Annotated in this window: 9 protein-coding genes; 2 read left to right on the top strand and 7 right to left on the bottom strand. The window is 42.3% G+C overall.

The window, feature by feature from the left end:
* Positions 1 to 22: 22 nt before the first annotated feature.
* The 5 genes from RHS_RS03530 to RHS_RS03510 form a co-directional block, all read right to left on the bottom strand.
* On the bottom strand, positions 23 to 1,609 hold the full coding sequence (locus RHS_RS03530; RefSeq protein ID WP_047832325.1) for a DUF6034 family protein: 1,587 nt from the start codon (positions 1,607 to 1,609) through the stop codon (positions 23 to 25).
* Between the two features lie 76 nt (positions 1,610 to 1,685).
* Complete coding sequence (locus RHS_RS03525) at positions 1,686 to 3,416, bottom strand: sensor histidine kinase KdpD (RefSeq protein ID WP_047832324.1); 1,731 nt, start codon at positions 3,414 to 3,416, stop codon at positions 1,686 to 1,688.
* 11 nt (positions 3,417 to 3,427) lie between these two features.
* A complete protein-coding gene (locus tag RHS_RS03520) occupies positions 3,428 to 4,099 on the bottom strand; it encodes a response regulator transcription factor (RefSeq protein WP_047832323.1) in 672 nt (223 codons plus the stop codon).
* A 254-nt stretch (positions 4,100 to 4,353) separates the two neighbouring features.
* Positions 4,354 to 8,670 (bottom strand): PAS domain-containing protein, encoded by a 4,317-nt coding sequence (locus tag RHS_RS03515; protein WP_395021146.1) that lies wholly within the window; start codon positions 8,668 to 8,670, stop codon positions 4,354 to 4,356.
* Between the two features lie 4 nt (positions 8,671 to 8,674).
* Complete coding sequence (locus RHS_RS03510) at positions 8,675 to 12,262, bottom strand: response regulator (protein WP_395021144.1); 3,588 nt, start codon at positions 12,260 to 12,262, stop codon at positions 8,675 to 8,677.
* Positions 12,263 to 12,619: 357 nt separating this feature from the next.
* On the opposite strand from RHS_RS03510, the gene RHS_RS30010 reads away from it, so the two are divergent.
* Together RHS_RS30010 and RHS_RS30005 are read left to right on the top strand one after the other, a co-directional pair.
* Positions 12,620 to 13,213 (top strand): TetR/AcrR family transcriptional regulator, encoded by a 594-nt coding sequence (locus tag RHS_RS30010; protein ID WP_070041922.1) that lies wholly within the window; start codon positions 12,620 to 12,622, stop codon positions 13,211 to 13,213.
* The gene (locus RHS_RS30005) at positions 13,207 to 14,094 is read left to right on the top strand and encodes a hypothetical protein (protein WP_395021141.1); all 888 of its coding nucleotides are present in this window, start codon (positions 13,207 to 13,209) and stop codon (positions 14,092 to 14,094) included. The genes RHS_RS30010 and RHS_RS30005 overlap by 7 nt, the downstream gene beginning before the upstream one ends.
* 33 nt (positions 14,095 to 14,127) lie before the next feature.
* Here the strand turns inward: RHS_RS30005 and RHS_RS03495 are convergent, their stop codons facing one another.
* Both RHS_RS03495 and RHS_RS03485 read right to left on the bottom strand, forming a co-directional pair.
* The gene (locus tag RHS_RS03495; RefSeq protein WP_047832321.1) at positions 14,128 to 14,508 is read right to left on the bottom strand and encodes a hypothetical protein; all 381 of its coding nucleotides are present in this window, start codon (positions 14,506 to 14,508) and stop codon (positions 14,128 to 14,130) included.
* A gap of 637 nt (positions 14,509 to 15,145) precedes the next feature.
* Positions 15,146 to 16,105 carry an ABC transporter permease gene (locus RHS_RS03485; RefSeq protein ID WP_047832319.1) on the bottom strand — a complete coding sequence of 320 codons (960 nt, stop codon included), beginning with the start codon at positions 16,103 to 16,105 and terminating at the stop codon, positions 15,146 to 15,148.
* Between the last annotated feature and the right edge of the window lies 1 nt (position 16,106).

Raw genomic sequence — 16,106 nt, 5'->3', positions numbered from 1 at the left:
TCTCCTGCCTGTTGCCGTAACTTTATGAAGGATTTACAAAACCTCCGTCAATCCCATTAAGAAATACCGTTTCCGGCATCGTATACATCTCACTGCCCTCGTAAGAAGACTGGACTACAAATACCCAGACCGGAATCAACCAGGCATGATCCGGAGCATTAAAAGCCGTGGAATAAGCCGCTTTTAATTCTGCACTTTTTACCTTGAAAGTGACAACTGTCTGATCTTTATCTGCCCCACCTGCACCATCTGGCGGCAGACCGATATACTGCAGATGTTCTGCCAGCCTGTCCTTGATTTTATCAAAAGGCAGAAGTTTCGTATTTTCTGCAACCACCTGATACAACTCCGCCATATTGATCCAGGAAAATCCCACGACTCCGTCTTCCGTAACCGTTATTTCGATTTTTTCCGGTTGAAAAGGAGGATTATAGGTTAGTTCAGGCATATCATTATGCAAAGTACCTCTAATAGGTCTATATTCCGAAATTCCATCCAGATTCCAACTATACAGTAACGTATAGGCTGCTTTGTTCTCTCCCAAATCTGAAGCATAATCTTCATAGCCATGCCCCCATATAGGGGGATTCGGAAACCAAACGGCCTTCTTGCATTGTTCCAATGAAAGACCGGTAATTCCCAGATCCTTCAATATTTTATTTCCTGTTTTAACAGCTTCATCTATTGCTATTGCCGGATTTTCCATTGCTGATTCACATCTCTGTATAAAATCCTCTTTGTCATCCAGATGTTTGCTCCCCTGGGGATATCTGTTTTTCCTATCCCATATACAATCTTCCTTATCAGAATTCAGGAATTCTTCATCATAAACATCCCCCGTAGAGTATGAAAAGTAACCTGCAGTTCCTGCTTTTTCATTGAGGCTGAAAGCTTTTATTATAGGATCCACTTTTTCTCCTGTTTCCACTACTGCCCAAAAACAGTTATTCTCAGTACGTACCATCTCATCTTCAGTACCCCACCACATATATTCCATTTCTGACTGTACCGGTTTTGAAAACTCCGGCTTCCTATATATTTTTTCCTGCTTTTTATCCGGTGCTTTTTCCATTAATTCTTCCAATCGCGGCTTCCATTCCATTTTGCTGAGCATAAGAAAAGTGCCCTCTCCGTATATCCCTGATTTATTTTCTATATTAGTAATCTGATGTGATAACTCTTCTTTTGTCATTTGCGGCTTTTGATAAAACTTCCTCCCTTTGAAGAAATAATCGGTCAATTTCTTCAACTGCTCATTATCAAAGTTCGCTTTTTTTAATTCTAATACCGGAGTATTACTTACCGAGAGCCTGGGTATGTCCACATCCGCCTCTACTGTCACACGTCCATCCATGCGCTCCATGGTTTCCTTCCAGTGTTCCGGTGCATCAATCTGTTTTAATTCTCCATCTTTCACCTTGTCAATTATGCATCCTTTGGGAAGTCCTTCTGATTTATTAACAACCGGTGCCTGGTCAGGCGTTTTCTGACAGGCAGTTACCGTACATCCTAACATGACGGCCAGCAGAATCATACCATACCACTTTTTTCTATTGTTTTGTCTGTATTGTTTATTTTGTCTGCTTCGTTTTCTTATTTCTTTCACCATCGCACATCCATCCCTCTTTGGCATATTTACCGGTGTCTTTTCATTTACAAAAGCATAACAGAAAAATATCCCCTTTTTATTCTTCTGCCTTAAATCGAATACGAAATAAATTCCCGGCAGATGTATTTTCAGCCTCGCATCTCATTCCATGCAGACCTGCAACCTTTTTAACCAGATACAGCCCATATCCCAGATGCTTCTCCCTGCCTCCGGACAGCTGTTTCCCACTGGAAAAAAGTTCAAACATATCCCTCTTCCAATCTTCCGAAATAGGTTCCCCTGCATTTTCAATTGAAAGTTCTTCTTCATCCAGCATAATACGAATATAACCACCAGGTGTCACATAGGAAACAGCATTAGACAGCAGATTTGATACCAGTTGTTCAAAATAATTCTGATTCACTTCTTTTTCCACCCGTTCTATATCCATCTGTAAATCGATGTCTTTTTCCAAGAGCAGAGGGGCAATCCGGTTCAGAGATTCCATTACCAGTTTCGCCAGATTTGTCCTTTGCAGCTGAAGCATGAAATGTATGGAATTTATCTGCGACAACGTCATCATCTGGCGAATCATAGTATCCATCTCTTCTGTCTTCTGGTTAATCATATCCAGATAATATTCCTTTTTATATTCCAGCTCTTTTATCCGCAGATTATCATCACACATCCGTATAATTGCCAGCGGCGTCTTCAGTTCATGGGTCATTCCATTGATAAAATCCTTACGATCCTGTTCCATCTGCTGCCGCTTTTCTTCTGTTTTTATCTGGCCATAAGCCAGATACAGCGCACATAAGCCCAAAATAAAGAACATGACCAGATAAGCCCACTTCAGATTTACCAAAGATGTATACAAATGCCTTCCGCTTGCCCGTATTTGAAGGCAGATATACGACCTGCTGTTGAGTAACGAAAACCTCATACAGGTCTCCATCTGTGTTGTTAGAAATCCAGAGGTCAGGGTCTTCCCATTATCCCAATTCCTTTCCTGACCGGATGCGGTGTTCATTGAAATTTCTTTCCTGTTATGCAGCCATTCCTCCTGCTCCCAGTAATTCCACTCTTCAAAACCATCCTGATAGTAAGGAAATCCCAATATCTGTATTTCTCTGTATTTTCCGTTTTCAGATATGGCGCTTATTTCTGGAGAAATCCATTCCATTACAATTTCACTGCCGGACTGACAATAATTCTTCCCATCATACTCTGATTTCCATGAGCGTGAGGTTAATAACCAGGGATCCTGCTGTGCTTTCTCTCCCTGTTCTCCACTGACCCACTCTAATTTTTCAACATACAGACCCGTTAAAAACACTTGCCCATCCCTGCTATCGGTACTGCAGAGAAAACGATATTTCGGTGGTTTCGATTTATTCCTGCTGTTTTCTTTTATAGCCGTTATAAAAACATTTTTCTGCTCTATAGAAAACAGCTCTTCCGGAAATATCAGCTTCGATTCAGTCGTTTCTCCATCCTCTATTTTAACATTCAGATAATTTTTACTTTCCGCCAGTAAATCTTGCTTATCATTGTAAACCAGGTAACTGTAATATTGGTTCTGGAAGTTTCCATTCAGACTGCTTTTCGCACTGTCTCCCACTTCGTTAACGATTTTCTGAAAATCCTCTTCGCTGCTTTTTACTAATTTTTCATATATATAATTTTTCTTTTGTTGAAATGCCTCCTGTCCCAGTTTCCTGTTTCGTAAAGTATCGTAGGTAGTTATGATACATGCACAAAGCAAAAACAAAAGTAAAAAACAACCTCCGGTTTTAAGCAGAATACGATATTTTTCCTTTTTGGTCATATATTTCTCCCTTATTGAATCTGAAAAGAATAGCCTGCTTTTGAAACCGTTCGGATATAGCTGCCTGCATCTCCCAGAGCCTGGCGCAGCTTAACGATATGTTTATCCACAACCCGGTCCAGAATCTCGGCATCCACTCCCCAAACCTGGTTTAAAATCTGTTCTCTGGACAGTACCCGGTTCTCGTTCTCCATAAAATACAGCAGGAGCTGATATTCTTTGTCTGCCATGATACACTCCCGACCTGATGCAGTTACTTTTCTCTGTTCCGGATTAAGCGTGAGGATGCCTTTCTGTAATACCCGCTCCTTCCTGTCCTTACTGGTCCGCTGGGCCAATGCATGTACCTTCGCCAAAAGTACCGGAAGAGAAAAGGGCTTTGTTATATAGTCATCGGCACCGCAACCATATCCTCTTAACTGCATATTTTCCGCCTCCAATGCAGTCAGGAAAATCACCGGAATCTCCATGTTTTTCCGAATCTCCTTACAGACTTCAAATCCATTCATGCCAGGAATCATTACATCCAGCAGCACCATCTGAACCTCATTCCTTTGCAGATAAGCAAGCGCTTCCCTGCCATTATCAAAACATGCTGTCTGCCATCCCTGTACGGTAAAAAAGTCCGCTACCATCTCCTGAATAAGCATTTCATCTTCCACTAACAGTAATGTATTTTTCATTCTTTATTTTCGCCTTTCTATTAAGCAGTAAAATATTATACAAGTTTACTATAAAAATGTCTTCTTTTTATGCTTTCCTGTATTTTAACAGCTGTTCCCATTTCTAAAAATAAAAAAGCCGCTGTACTCCCTTATGTCTCATCAAACAACAGGAAAGTACAGCGGCCTTATTCCAGCGCAAGCTTAAAAATGTTAATATTAATTTGCGGTCCAATTTCCAAGACATTCTATGGTAAAATGCTAAAATGCTTCCATTATCTTCTCAGCAATTTACACAAAATATCATGCAGCACCTTAAAATCAAGAGGCTTCGCCAGATGCGCATCCATTCCGGAATCCAGCGCCTCCTGAATATCTTCCTCAAAAGCATTGGCGGTCATCGCAACAATAACAATATTTTTTGCATCCTCTCTGTCCAGTGCACGGATCGCCCGGGTAGCCTCGTATCCATTCATGCCGGGCATCCGGACATCCATCAGAATTGCATCATAGGTATTGGGGGCTGTATTTTGGAATGCCAGTACTGTTTCTGCCCCATCTATCTTCACAACCGATTCTGCTCCGTGCATCTGAAGCAGTTCACAGAGAATTTCTGCATTAATGGCATTATCCTCTGCTACCAGAAAGCGGCGTCCTGCAAATATTTCATCCTGGGAAGCAGCTGATTTAACCCTTCGGACATCTTCTGCGTAAATATCCGGTTCACCCTGCGCTGCCTCACATTCCAGTTCCACACGGAATGTAGATCCCTGATTAAGCACACTCTCAACAGATATCTCTCCATTCATCAGATCCACTAATCCCTTGGTAATACTAAGACCAAGTCCTGTTCCCTCCACATTCACTGCTGCACTGCTGCGTGTAAACGGTTCAAAGATATGCCCGAGAAATTCTTTGGACATCCCTATCCCCGTATCACGAACCGAGAATCGGTAACGCACCCATTGCCCGCCTTTGACGGAAGGCACTTCCTCCACCAGAAACTGAACCTTACCGCATTCCGGGGTAAACTTCATCGCATTGCCCAGAATATTGATGAAGATTTGATTGATACGCAAAGAATCCCCATAGAAATATTCATGGCAGATCCCCTCCGTCCGGAGTTCAAACTTCAGTCCGGACGCCGTGACCTGGGGTGCCACAATAGCCGTCAGCTGCTCCAGCAGCTCAGACATCGATATCTTCATGCGGTTTAGCGTGATATTAGACCGCTCGATTTTGCTCATATCCAGAATATCGTTGATCAGACTAAGCAGATGCCTGGAAGAAATAGAAATCTTCTGCAGACAGTCCTTCACCCGCTCCGGTTCTTCAATATGGGCTGTTGCCAGCGTAGTCATCCCCATGATCGCATTCATAGGTGTACGAATATCGTGACTCATGGCAGACAGGAAATCGCTCTTGGCACGGTTTGCTTCCTTTGCAAGTGTAAGCGCATTTTCCAGGGTCTTTTTCGCCTGCCTTTCAGCCGTCAGCATATCCGTTACATCCGCCCGAACCATACAGATCGTACTGTGGTTTACATCTCCCCACAGTACATTAATCTGCTTATACAACAAACCATCCCTGGATTGGTAAGGAAGGACAAAGTCATAACCCTCCGGCTTTTCTTCCAGACGCTGAAGCATGTTCTCCAAACAGAACCGCTGCAATATTTCTGCCCGGTCTTCCTCTGTACCATAATGGTCTGCAAATGCTTTTGCATTATCATAATTATCTGCAATATATGGAGACAGGTTTTCCAACACGGTCTGACGGGTATATGTCACAAGTCGTTTGGTGTTGACATCAATAAATCCCGCCAGTTCAAAAGTATAGGCAATCATATTAAGCAGACCCTGCTGCTCCCGCACAGATTCCGTAATGTCTGTACGTACCAGACAGACCCTCCCAAGTCGCAGATCTACAGCGGAAACGGTCATATTTTTGGTACGGATTTCACCTTTTTCATCAATTGTAGAAAAAGCAAATGTATAGGAACTCTTCTCCGTCAGCCTCCGGTAAATTTCATCAGGTGTCAGTGCCCTGGCATACTGTTCTCTGTCCTTGGGCACAATGGGAGACCGAAGCATATCTGCAATCCTTTCCGAATGACAGCCTTTGGTTGCCGGTAAAAAATCTGAATTCTCATTAAATGTCAAAACCGTATACGAATCCTGCTTAAGGTTTAAATCTATGACAAAGTCATAGTTGGTGACTGAAAGCTGGTGCAGAATCCGGTCAGATATGGTCTGCTCCGTAATATCCGTTACCGTCAGTATCCCGGTGATATCCCCGGTATCGGGCACCTCCACCAAATTTACCTTAAATTGAACATAACGTCCAAAATCTTCCCGCGGCATTTTTATAAAACACTTTAGGATCTGTTCCCTGTCATTTCTCTCAAAAGCCTCCAGCGCAGGCGCATTCAGATAGGTCTTTAAAAATGTCTGCCTTTCCTTTTCATCAACAACAAGTCCTGCTATCCCGGTAAAAAACTCTTCCCGTACCGTACCAAGAGTTTTTAAAAGGTCTGAATCTGTAAGATCAATTATTTCCAGAATCTTATTCCGCGTGATATTGCAGTGGCCGATAATCAGTGCATTGGGTACCGGAATCCGATAATGCTGTATAATCATATCCTTATACTGCTCCCGGAGCTGTTCCTGTTCCCCTAATTCCCTGGTCATATCATGATAGACAGCATAAACCCGGCTCTCTCCATTCTCATTCTGAATCAGGGAGAGATTATTTTTCACCCATACATAACTATTGTCGCCCTTTTTCAGACGATATACCATTTCACACTGGTTCTCACCGCTGGAAATATATGCTGTCAGCTGCTGGTTCACCATTTCCTGATCATCCGGATGTACACCCGCCAAAGCATCCTTCTCGTATAGCTCCCAAGCATCTTCCAGGGTCATTTCGGTCAGTTCTGCAAATCCATCAGATAAAAACTCAGGAACCATTTTCCTGTCCTTCTCATAACGGACAACCGAAACTCCCCCCGGAAGATTTTTAACTAAAGTCTGAAAATACTGCTCCAGACGTTCTTTTTCCTTTCGAATCCGAACCTCTTCCGAAATATCCCTGACATAATTGACATACGCCGGAATTCCATTCCACTCCGTTTCACGAAAACGTATGCTGTAACAGGCGTCTGACTCATCAGACATGATCTCCTGTTCTTCCCCGTCAGGCTTATTATTTTTCAATGTGCAGAATTCGCAGGGTGCGCTTTTGCCATGCATTGCTTCATAGCATTTAAGACCGATACAATCCACTTTCTTGCTGAAAAGACTCTTGGATTCATTGACATAGAGCAGATCATAATTTCTCTTGTCGATCACATAAATTCCATCCGCGGTTTCGTTGGCAATATTCTGAAACAGGTGCGTCTCTGCCGACATGCCGGTAAAAACTGCATAAAATTTTGAGTTCTCTGACAGAGGTCCCATACGTCTTCCATTGAGATGAATCCAAATCAGACGGCCATCTTTATGACGCATACGATAGGAGACATCCAGAACTTCTCCGCTGGCAAGAGCTGCCTGCGCCGCTTCCAGAACCCGCTCCCTGTCCTGCTCGTATACAATGTCAAACACATCATGCCTTGCCATCTCTGAATACTCTTCCCGTGAATGACCGGAAAGTGCCATTACCCCATCCGAGAAAAATGTTGGGATGAAACGCTTTCCTTTTACCAGATAACTGGCAATCCCACCTGGTATGGAATTAACCAGATGATCCATTTCCAGCTGTGCTTCCTGCATCTTTTCATTGGCTCCGGCAAGTTCCTTTTCCAGATGCACCTGTTCGCTTACATCGCTGTATACGCCATATAATAATTTTTTTCCGTCAGCCTGTTCCTTTACCGCTCCCTCAAGATGAATCCAGCGGTATTCTCCCAGCCGGTCATTGAACACCCGGTAAGTTTGACGGACGAATCCATTACTTAGGATTGCTCTTTGGATTTTTCCCTGTAAAAGCTCAAGATCTTCCGGATGAACCCCCAGAAAATCTGTCTTCTGTTCCAATAACCGTATATGTTCTTCTGAATACCCCATAATTTCATAAAATGCAGAGTTATGGAATAATGGAGAGATGCAACCAGCTTCAAATTCATAAACGCATAAGCCGCAGGGAATGCTTGTGAATGTTGTCTGCAGCTCCTCTTTCACCGCTTTGAAGTGATTTTCTTCCCGTTTTTTATCCGTAATGTCCAGTATGTACTCGATATGAGCGGATTTGCCTCCCCATTCGATAATTTTCCCACTGAGCTGGTAGGTCCGGTTATTGCCGGGATGATGGAATTCACGGACAAAAAGCTCGGTCCGGCTCATGTCTCCTGCATGACAAAAGGGGCATGGCCTGTCATAACCCGCCGCTTCATAACAAGTAATCCCACCAATGCCAGGATACTGAAAAATCAAATCCTTTACTATCTGATTGGCATAGAGCAGTTCCATATTCTCAGCTGCGCTTACATATATAGCTACCGGGGCATTGTCCAATATGGCCTCCATCTGCTCCGTTGAAAGAGAGATATCCTGCATTATCCCATCTTCCTCATTATTTAATTCCCCCATCCTCTCAGACCTCCTTTCCATAGATGAAATCATATAGAGTCTGATACAGCCGGTCTGGTTCAATGGGTTTTGCCAGATGGGCATTCATCCCCGCCGCCTTGCTTTTTTCGATGTCGTCATCAAAGGCATTGGCAGTCATGGCAATAATGGGAATGGTCTTAGCATCCACATTACTAAGATGACGGATATTGTTCGCCGCAGTCAATCCGTCCATCAGAGGCATCCGGATGTCCATTAGGATGGCATTATAATATCCCGGCTCTGATTTGCTGAATAATTCTATAGCCCGCAGTCCGTGTTCCGCCGTGTCCACAACAAATCCCTTATCCTCCAGCAGCATGGCAGCCACCTCCGTATTAATCATATTATCTTCCACCAGCAGCACACGGTTGCCGGTGAAATCGTAATTGATCACCTCCGTCTGCTGAGCCTGTTCTTCCTGCTCTCCCAAAGCTCTTGTGAATGCGGAGACCAAAGTAGATTTAAACATCGGCTTGCTCATCAGTAAATTTACCCCCGCAAGCTTTGCCTCATTTTCAATCGAAATCCAGTCATATGCCGTCATAATAATGATCGTAACTTCCGGGCCTACAATCGCACGGATACGCCGGGCAGTCTCAATACCGTCCATTTCCGGCATTTTCCAGTCAATGAGAATCATGTCATAGTATTGGGATTTTTCCCACAGGTCCTTGACCCGGTCAATTGCCTTACGGCCGCTGTCTACCCATTCCGCCCTGATACCTATCTCCTGAAGCGTATTGATGGTACTTTCACAGACAGCTACATCATCATCCACCACCAGTGTTTTCAAATGTGAAAAATTGTGATTTGTTTTCTTCTGGTTGTGACGAAGCTTTTCCTCCTCCGTAATACCCAGCTTCACATCCACGGTAAACTCTGAGCCGATTCCTTTTATCGACCTGACAGTTATTTTTCCATCCATCATATCCACTATGTTTTTGGAAATAGCCAGACCCAGCCCGGTTCCTCCATACAAAGCAGTAGTTCCGGAGCTTTCCTGAGAAAATGGCTCAAAAATATGTACCAGATACCCTTCGCTCATCCCCACGCCGGTATCATTGATGATAAAACGAAGAACGGCATCATTTTTCGTCTTCCTCTGCTGCGCTGCGGAAAAAGTGACCTTTCCGCCTTCCTTTGTAAATTTAATCGCATTGCTTAAAATATTAATAAGGACCTGCTGCAGCTTCATCGCATCGCCTATGTAATAATCATCCAGTACAGGATCCACAATACACTCATATTCCACCCCTTTGGCTGCCGCCTGGGAATAGCAGATAGAGTTAATCCCGGTTAAAAATTCCTCCACAGGTATCTTCTCTTTTTTCAGCAGCATCTTACCGCTCTCGATCCGGCTCATATCCAGAATATCATTAATCAGTGCAAGCAGGAATCGGGAGGAAATACCAATCTTAGAAATACAGTCCGCAACCTGTTCATCATCACCAATAGAACGGGCAGCGATTGCGCTCATGCCGATAATTGCATTCATCGGTGTACGGATCTCGTGGCTCATACGGGAAAGAAAGTCCGATTTTGCAGCATTGGCCTGCTCCGCGGCAACAAGAGCCGCCGACAGCTCCTCTTTTTGTTTCTGTTCCTGCCGTACAACATCCGTGGCATCATTACACGTTACACAGACCCGTCCCAGATCCTGGCTGATATAGAATATCTGGAAGCGTTTGACATGAACCATACCAAATTCATCTTTCATCTCCACAATAAAAGTATAATTATCCTGCTTCACCAATGTCTTTTTCATATATCCGTAATCCAGCTTAGCAAGAAATTCTTTCTTTGACGGTTCATCCATAAACTGGTCGGCAATGACACGTATTTCCTGCTGAAAACCATCCTGACACGGAAAGATATTCTTCTGGCTGCTGCTAAAAGAAAACAGACGTTGGGAATCCTGCTGTATATCAATTTCCATAATAATATCATAATCCAGTTCTGTGATTCTATTTAGCAGCTGTTCCTGCAATTTCTGCTCCGTAACGTCAAACATATAGAAAAAAACGATCACGTCCCCCGTTTCAGGGTTCAGCGAAGAACGGAAACTCATACTGCCCCAAAAAGTTTCTCCGCCTTCACTCCTGCATAAGAAATCAAAGTGATAATCTACTTTACCGGCAGCATGGTCAGCCAACAGCTTCTCCCTGCTCAGGGTATTGCGGATCTTTTGCCCATAATCCCTGTCTACAGCAGAAGCTGCTATACTCTCGACAGTCTCTTCATAGGTATTCCCTACATGTGCAATTGCTATATTCGAAGAGGCTGCATAACTTTCCAGCTTATCCTTCGTGACATTAATCCGTCCCTGAATACTTCCTCCTGCGGAAGACAACTCTGCAAAATACTCCAGTTCCTTTTCGTACAGCTCCCTCTCCCTCTGCTGCAGCAGTTTTTCTTCCGTAATATCAACAAAAACACAATAGAAATACTTCTCATTATCCTCTTCTGTAAGAAGTTGGGCTTTAATCGAAATCCACTTTACCGTCCCGTCTTTACAGATCAACCGGTTCTCATTCTGTATGGTATTTCCATCCGCCAGCTGTACTTTCAGCCGCTGCGCCATAACTGACAGATCCTCCGGATAAATTACAGATGACATTTTGTTGCCCATTGCTGAAAATTCTTCACGGGAATAGCCAATAAATTCAAACAGCCCGTCATTTGCATCGATTACAGAAAAATCAGCATCAAATCGGCAGCGAAACACTGCACCGGGTATGTTATTATAGATATGAAGCACTTCTTCCTGTGCCTGCTTTTGAGCTGTAATATCAATACAAACTGAGGTGATGGCAGGCTTGTTGTTCTCTGCAGTCATCTTAAGCCCTGTATCATGAACCCAGATGTAAGTACCATCTTTTTTCTTCATCCGGTATTCTACGACATATTCTCCTTTTTCCTCTATCTGGACATCCACCTCATGATCCACCCGTTCCCTGTCATCCGGATGCATACATTGGGTTATCATTCCGCCAATATCCGAAATAAACTCTGCTTCACTATCATAGCCCAGATATTCCAGCATCCGGCGATTAATAAAATAAAAAGGAAATCCCGGTTCAATATAACCGCCCATCATTCCGCCTGCCAGGGAATCATTTAGAAGTGCCTGCCGCTGCTTCATCACATTTTCCAGAACCAACGTTTGCGGATAGTGCTCCCCGCCCCTTTGGCTGCTGCCAGGTTCAGCAAAGTGCAGGCTGCATACCAGCCATCTGTTACTCTGCCTGCACAGTGCAAAAAAGCCGTGCAGGCGCCAGGCATACACGGAATTTCTGAGTGTAAACTCAGCAGTCATAATATAAATTGCATCGTTAAAAACCTGCTCGTGGATAACCGTCAGTTCCATTTCAAACGGTTCCGGAATTTCCCGGATATCAGTAAGAACATAATTCGCCATATCCGTCTTCCCCAAGGCAAACTCTTTCTCCCCCGTACCGATAAATTGGATATCATCCGCCAGGAATTCCGTGGCCAGCGCTGCGTCCCGCTGTTCAAACCAAGAACTGCAAAATAGCCGGACTGTCTGCCGTGCAGAAATTTGTTCTTTCATATCATTTCCTCTTTCCATAAACAAATATTTCCTTTATTATAATTTTTCACTTGCTAAATTGTCTGAACACCTATGGCATGACCGAAGAAATGCCGTAAAACTTAACGTCACACTGCCTGATAAACCGCCGGTTTATACGGTTAGGATTACAGAGATATTTCGAGTTATTTCGCCTGAAAATATTATTTTCATTTTAGCATAGAAAAAGTGGTTGTGCAATCATTTCAGTGAGTGGTTCGGAAGATCCAGAAGAATTGTTTTCGTGGACTGTAAGATGATTTGTATTGACTGATTAGAAATAATATGCTATTATTTATATGACCTTAAACAAAAAATAAGTCATATAAAGGAGTGTATATGCCTAAATTTACAGCGACAGAACGTGAAAAGATTTTCTCCCTGCTTTTGGAAAAAGGCAAAACGTTATTTAATGAAAAAGGATTCTACGCAGTAACAGCAGAAGATATCTCTTTAGCAGCCGGAATAGCAAAAGGAACCTTCTACCATTTTTTTGACAATAAAGAACATCTATATATGGTGATAAATAATCGTTTACAAGCTAATATTTTTGAATTCCTGCTTTCAATGCTGGAAGAACATAAAAGTTGTCATAATGCTGAAACTTTTTACCGTATGTTATGCTATGTAATGGAAAAGTTTATTGAAAATCCACTTATTATGAACATTGATGCACAGTTATGGGAACGAATTGTAGCAAAAGCACCAAAATCGTGTATAGATGAGAATAATGATAGAGACTTGGAATTAATATCCATGTTAGAAAACTCGGGTTTTATGTATCGATATAGCTTAGAAATCACAACTAAAATCTTGCAGATGCAGTTTATTCAATTATCTTATCTTAAACATGAAACACAAGATATTGAGTTGATGAAGATTGTATTAAAGGCATTGTCAGAGCATCTAATACAGGAGGAGAGAGAATGCTAATTAAACCATTAAATGAAGAAGCGATTAAACAAGCTGGCTGGAATGACACTTATATTTCAGGCTATTCTGAACGGGTACATATTTTTTATTATCATGCAGAAGCAGCCAGTAAAAATATAATTGTTTTACACACACCTGTAATTGCTGTAAAAAATTGTTATGAATGTTATGAACAGCTTGGCAGCATTTATGGTTTCAATGTATTTGCTGTGGATTATGTACCGGGCGAAGGAGAGTGCAGTGGTACGACAAAAGATTTTACACTTCCTAACATGGTTGCAAATTTAGATGCCGTGTATGAGTATGTATCTGGAAAATATTCGGGCGATATTCATTTATTGGGTTATACGGGCATTGGCGGCATTATGGCACAATATTATTTGGGAACAGGCTGTAAGTTCAAGAGCTTTGCGCAATTTGCTTGTGGAATTTACGGAGACATAGCTCCTTTAGGACTTCCGAAGTTCCTTGCAAAACCGTTAATTCAAGTTTGCCGTCTATTAATCAGGATAAAACCAACTTTGGCAATTACCTTTACCCCACCGCCAGCAAAGGGTTATCATGCTGAATTAGATAATGAGTTTTATAAATCCTTCCGCTTACGGGATGCCAACTTTTTCATCATGAAAATAAATACACTGCTCCGAATGCTGGAGTGTATGGTTGGAAAAGAAAGCTTATTAAAAGTGCCCCTTGCCTGTCCGACTCTGGTGTTTAAAACATTACATGACCGATATTTTTCTTGCGATTATTTCGATCAGTACTTTGATGCATTAACCTGTGAGAAAAAACTCGTTGAGATCAATGATGTCCACAATAGCTATTTTATTTCCCCAGAGCCTTTTATGAAAGAATTTGCTGCATGGGTGAATAGCCATTAACTAAATTCCCAAAGTGCAGGTATTCCACCAACTTCATTTTTTCTCATTAAAAACTTTCCAATAATTTTGTATAACCCCCTTACGCCATGCAAGCAATATATTAAAGCATATAACCAGCCCCGCCAAAATAATTACAACAACGGGATTCATCCCGGAAACATCCAGAAACTGTGTCACATCATCACCTACCGGTGCTTTTCCATTCAAATAAAGCAGCGGTACTAAAATCCATGCTGCAGCGGAGAAAGTAGCCCCTATTATAAACATAAAAGAAAAAATCTTATAAAACACATTTTGCTTCTCTTTCTGATACAACAGCAAATAGATAATGGAGACTATAACCGGCAGCAGCATGCCACCCGCCTTAAGCAGCGCAGAAGTTAACGGCTGATAAACACCGCCTACAGAACTCATATGCGCCTGTAAAATAATCTCCAGCTTCCATTTCCCAGGCAGCTAATGAGAATATTTCTTATTAACTGCTTTCCTCTTGGCATTTCCAAAATTTTATAGTATGATACACTGGTTAGACGCACCTAACTTTCATAATTCTCTTCTGTATGTCCAAGATCATATAACCGTTCTCTGCCGGGCCCCACAACCGCAAACGAACGATGCTATGTCAGAATGTAAAACACTATAAAACAAAAAAGGAAAATGCAAATGATTAAACACAAAGAATTTACTTTTATGATAATTTCTGTTATTTTATGTGCTGCACTATTTTTCGTAAAGATTACAGGAAACGCTGTGCATACTCTCATTGGTTTTCTGTTAGTTGTCATCTCCTCTGTTCACCTGTATGCGAAATGGAAAAAATACAGGTATATGCCGCCAAACCCCAGATTAGTAGATCAAATTTTAATACTTTCATTCGTATTCATATTGATTTCAGGAATTGCATCCCATATGTCAGCAGGTCTGCTGATATTCAAAATAATACATAAACTGTCTGCTCTGGTTTTTTGCATCGGTTTAATCGGACATACCGTGCAGCACAAGCAATTCCTGATAAAGAAGAAAGGATAAGAAGCAGGATTGCCACTGTAACTTATACTGTCTTTTCCGAACGCTCCGTTACAATCTGAAGCAGCACAGCTGCAATAATTATAAATCCTTTAATAATATCCTGTGGATAAGACGGAACCGCCATAAGATTCATAATATTTCCAATGAGCGCCAATACCAAGGCTCCCACTACAGTCTTTATTACAAATCCGTTTCCGCCCGCCAGACTTGCTCCGCCGATTACACATGCCGTAATGGCATCCAGCTCCTGCCCCATTCCCACGGAGGCACTGCCGGTAGAGCTTCTTGATGCCACAAAAATTCCTGCCAGGGCAGCCAGTACACCGGAGATTGCATAGACAGAAATCAGATAACGTTTCACTCGTATTCCAGCCAGTTCAACCGTGGTCTCATTGCTTCCCACAGCTATTACAATACGTCCAAATGCCGTATATTTCTGTATGAACCAGAAAATCACCACTATAAGCACTGTAATTATAATAATAGGATAAAACAGTTCTTTTTTCACCAGCAGATCCAGATACCCCTTTTCTAATTTGATTGGAGTGCCATTAGTAAGTACAAATGCCATCCCACGGGCTATTGTCATCATTGCAAGAGATGCCACGAATCCCTGCATCTTCGTATAAGCAACCAGTACACCGATAAAAGTTCCCATGAGCAGCCCAGCCGCCAGTGATATGAGAATTGCCAGGAATAAATTCATGGAAAAATCTCTGATCAGTATGGCTGTCAGGGCTGCACCGAAAGCCATAACAGAGCCTACCGATAAATCGATTCCTCCGGTTAAGATTACAAACAGCATGCCGATTGCCACACAGATCGGTGCTGCCTGCTGCAAAGCAATATTTCTCAGGTTCATTACTGTCAGAAAGTTTTCCGACAGCAGACAACAGACAATAAATAAAATGATAAAGATAATATATGTATTATTTTGAATGAATAGCTGCCGTATCCGGCGCTTCTTTTTCTCCTGCTGCATC

The organism is Robinsoniella sp. RHS, from assembly GCF_001029355.1.
In the GTDB taxonomy this organism is placed as follows: domain Bacteria; phylum Bacillota; class Clostridia; order Lachnospirales; family Lachnospiraceae; genus Robinsoniella; species Robinsoniella peoriensis.
The sequence above is the reverse complement of the archived record's forward strand: the minus strand, read 5'-3'. Positions and strand labels throughout refer to the sequence as shown.